Annotated in this window: 1 protein-coding gene; it reads right to left on the reverse strand. The window is 43.4% G+C overall.

Going from position 1 to position 265, the window contains the following annotated elements:
* Positions 1-23 precede the first annotated feature (23 nt).
* A partial coding sequence (locus R0J88_RS20860; RefSeq protein WP_410901005.1) for a hypothetical protein occupies positions 24-265 on the reverse strand: 242 nt, incomplete at its 5' end.

Here is a 265-nt window from a genome sequence, read left to right on the forward strand (position 1 = left end):
GGGATGAGTTTTGTGCACGATATTCATAAATTCACCTGTTTGGTGCCAAAAGCTGGCTGGCATATTTTTGATTGAGCATATTTGGTGCGGCTTATATTCAAAACGATATCGAGATTTCCTTTTGACTGAACGATGGCAACGCACGGCACCGATGTTTCGTGTGATTGCCTTCTTTGCTGGCACATCAATTGCACTACCTCAGTCGGTATAACAAGTACAACAAGATACGAGGGAATGTCGTGAACAAGAAAATGGCTGCCGCAAT

The sequence above is a fragment of the Pseudoalteromonas sp. SIMBA_162 genome (assembly GCF_046535955.1).
GTDB classification, from domain to species: domain Bacteria; phylum Pseudomonadota; class Gammaproteobacteria; order Enterobacterales; family Alteromonadaceae; genus Pseudoalteromonas; species Pseudoalteromonas marina.